Annotated in this window: 2 protein-coding genes; one reads left to right on the forward strand and one right to left on the reverse strand. The window is 39.4% G+C overall.

Features of this window, described 5'->3' with window-relative positions:
- The coding region (locus H4J63_RS19600; protein WP_182198084.1) for a transposase at positions 1-415 on the reverse strand (415 nt) is incomplete at its 3' end.
- A 397-nt stretch (positions 416-812) separates the two neighbouring features.
- Between H4J63_RS19600 and H4J63_RS19605 the strand changes: the two genes are divergently transcribed.
- Positions 813-2,339, forward strand: coding sequence for an acetyl-CoA hydrolase/transferase family protein (locus H4J63_RS19605; RefSeq protein ID WP_182198085.1), 1,527 nt, complete (start codon positions 813-815; stop codon positions 2,337-2,339).
- Positions 2,340-2,514 lie beyond the last annotated feature (175 nt).

A 2,514-nucleotide genomic window follows, 5' to 3' on the forward strand; every position in this document is an offset into this window, starting at 1 on the left:
GCTCCGTATCTGCATCAATTGCTAAAGTTGAATGCGCATATAGCGTTCTTGTTTTTGATGGTTTTCCTAATGTATTTGCACAGTTCACATCGCCTAATTCTTTGCAAACACTGTGTTTAAATGTCAACCCTGTCGTATCTTGGATAGCGAGAACCAAAGGCAACTGCTTTACCGCTTCACTCGTTTGTGAGAACCCTGAATCGGCAATCGCTTGAGGAGATATTTTCTCATTTCTAATGAAACGATAAGCGGCTTCAATTTTGGCGGGTGTATCAGAAGCCTTAACAATTGAGCTGTCTGCATTCTCAGCCATATCGCTTGCTAGTACAGCTAATCGTCGGGTGCGTCTCGGATCCCCTAAATTAGCGTTACCAAAAATTAATTGAGCCCATTCTTCAGGAGTGTTTGTGTGCATACGATAAATCCATGAGTGATGATGATCGATTAGATCACAGACTTATCGATATTCAAAGACTTGTGTATAAGAGACAGCGCTGTAGCCCAGTAGAAACGTATGTTCTTATGTCAACTTATACTTCAAACAACATTGGGTGTTTAAATTAATAATCTTAATTCTTCAAAAACATTTCATCTCATAAAATAATGCAATTAATTTATGGATTACAGTACAAGTTATTGTTTTATTTTTGTTGAAAGTATTAATAACAACCACGTCTTAATGTTAACAAGTTGTAAGGTTGTTTCTCTTTTTAGCATATTGCTTATCCCCACTTCGTAAATGCGACTTAAGTCTAGATTGTTTAGTACGAAGTTAGGATTAGAATAATGTGAAATTTAGAAAGGGGCTCAAAATGAACTTGGAACGTATTCGTAATAGTAGTCTACACAATAAAGTTATGTCTGCTGAGCAGGCTAGTCTGTTTATTAAAGATGGAATGACTGTAGGGATGAGTGGCTTCACTCGTGCCGGAGAAGCTAAAGCAGTACCCAGAGCGTTAATTGAGCAAGTCAAAAAAAATCCAATAAAAATAAATTTAATGACTGGCGCATCTTTAGGTAATGATTTAGATAAACTACTTACCGAAGCAGGCATTTTAGCGCGTCGTATGCCTTTTCAGGTAGATAGCACCTTGCGTAAAGCGATTAATAACGGCGAAGTAATGTTTATTGATCAGCATTTATCTGAAACGGTTGAGCATTTACGAAATCATCAATTAACTATGCCTGATGTAGCTGTTATTGAAGCGGTTGCCATTACCGAAGAAGGGCATATTGTGCCTACTACATCGGTTGGTAACTCAGCAAGCTTTGCTATTTTTGCTAAAGAAGTTATCGTTGAAATTAATATGCTGCATAACCCTAATCTTGAAGGTTTGCACGATATATACATTCCCTCGTATCGTCCTACTCGCCAACCAATGCCGTTAGTTAAAGTAGATGACCGTATTGGTAGCACTGCTATTCCTATCGATCCTGCAAAAATTGTTGGTATTGTTTTTACTAACCAAAGCGACTCGTTTTCTACCGTAACCGACCCTGATGAAGACACTGCATCAATTGCGCGCCATTTGGTTAACTTTTTTAAAGACGAAGTGGCTAAAAATAAATTGCCAGCTAATTTAGGTCCGCTGCAAGCAGGCATTGGTAATATTGCTAATGCAGTGATGATGGGGCTACTCGACTCTGACTTTAAAGACTTAACAATGTATTCAGAGGTACTACAAGATTCGACGTTTGACCTAATTGACGCAGGTAAGATGAGCTTTGCATCGGGCAGCTCAATTGTTTTATCGGAGCGCTGTAACGCACAAGTATTTAATAATTTAGAAAAATACAAAGATAAACTAGTGTTACGCCCTCAAGAAATTTCTAACCATCCTGAAATAGTGCGCCGTTTAGGTATTATTGCCATTAATACTGCACTTGAGTTTGATATGTATGGCAATGTAAATTCAACACATGTGTGTGGTACACGGATGATGAATGGTATTGGCGGCTCGGGTGATTTTGCTCGTAATGCTCATTTAGCAATATTTGTGACTAAGTCAATTGCTAAAAATGGCGCGATTTCAAGCGTTGTACCTATGGCGAGCCATGTTGATCATAATGAGCACGATGTTGATATTTTAGTAACCGAGCAAGGTTTAGCTGATTTACGTGGCTTAGCACCGCGTGAGCGCGCTGTACAAGTTATTAAGCATTGTGTGTACCCAGATTATCGCGAAGCAATGTTAGACTATTACGAGCGCGCTTGTGAGCGTGGCGGGCATACGCCTCATTTACTTGAAGAAGCGTTTAGCTGGCATATTCGCTTAGAGCAAGAAGGCAGCATGAAAAAAATATCCGCAACAGATATTCCAATGCCGCTATCTGCTTAAGGTCTATTTTAGTTAATAGATAGATGCTTTGATTAACGCTCCTTTATGGCTGTCTCTTGATCACAAGTCTGACTCAAGAGATTTTGCTAAATCGTAGCCTTCCAGGATGGCTTGTAACTTAAGCCATCCTTGCCATAACACTTTCACAGATGCACGCCCTGTGCGCTTGGTATCT

Source organism: Pseudoalteromonas sp. 5Ae-yellow (genome assembly GCF_014077565.1).
Taxonomy (GTDB): domain Bacteria; phylum Pseudomonadota; class Gammaproteobacteria; order Enterobacterales; family Alteromonadaceae; genus Pseudoalteromonas.

What these genes read in the sequence shown, in the direction of transcription:
- H4J63_RS19605 (WP_182198085.1), top strand. Translation starts at nt 813, where the DNA reads ATGAACTTGGAACGTATTCGTAATAGTAGTCTACACAATAAAGTTATG.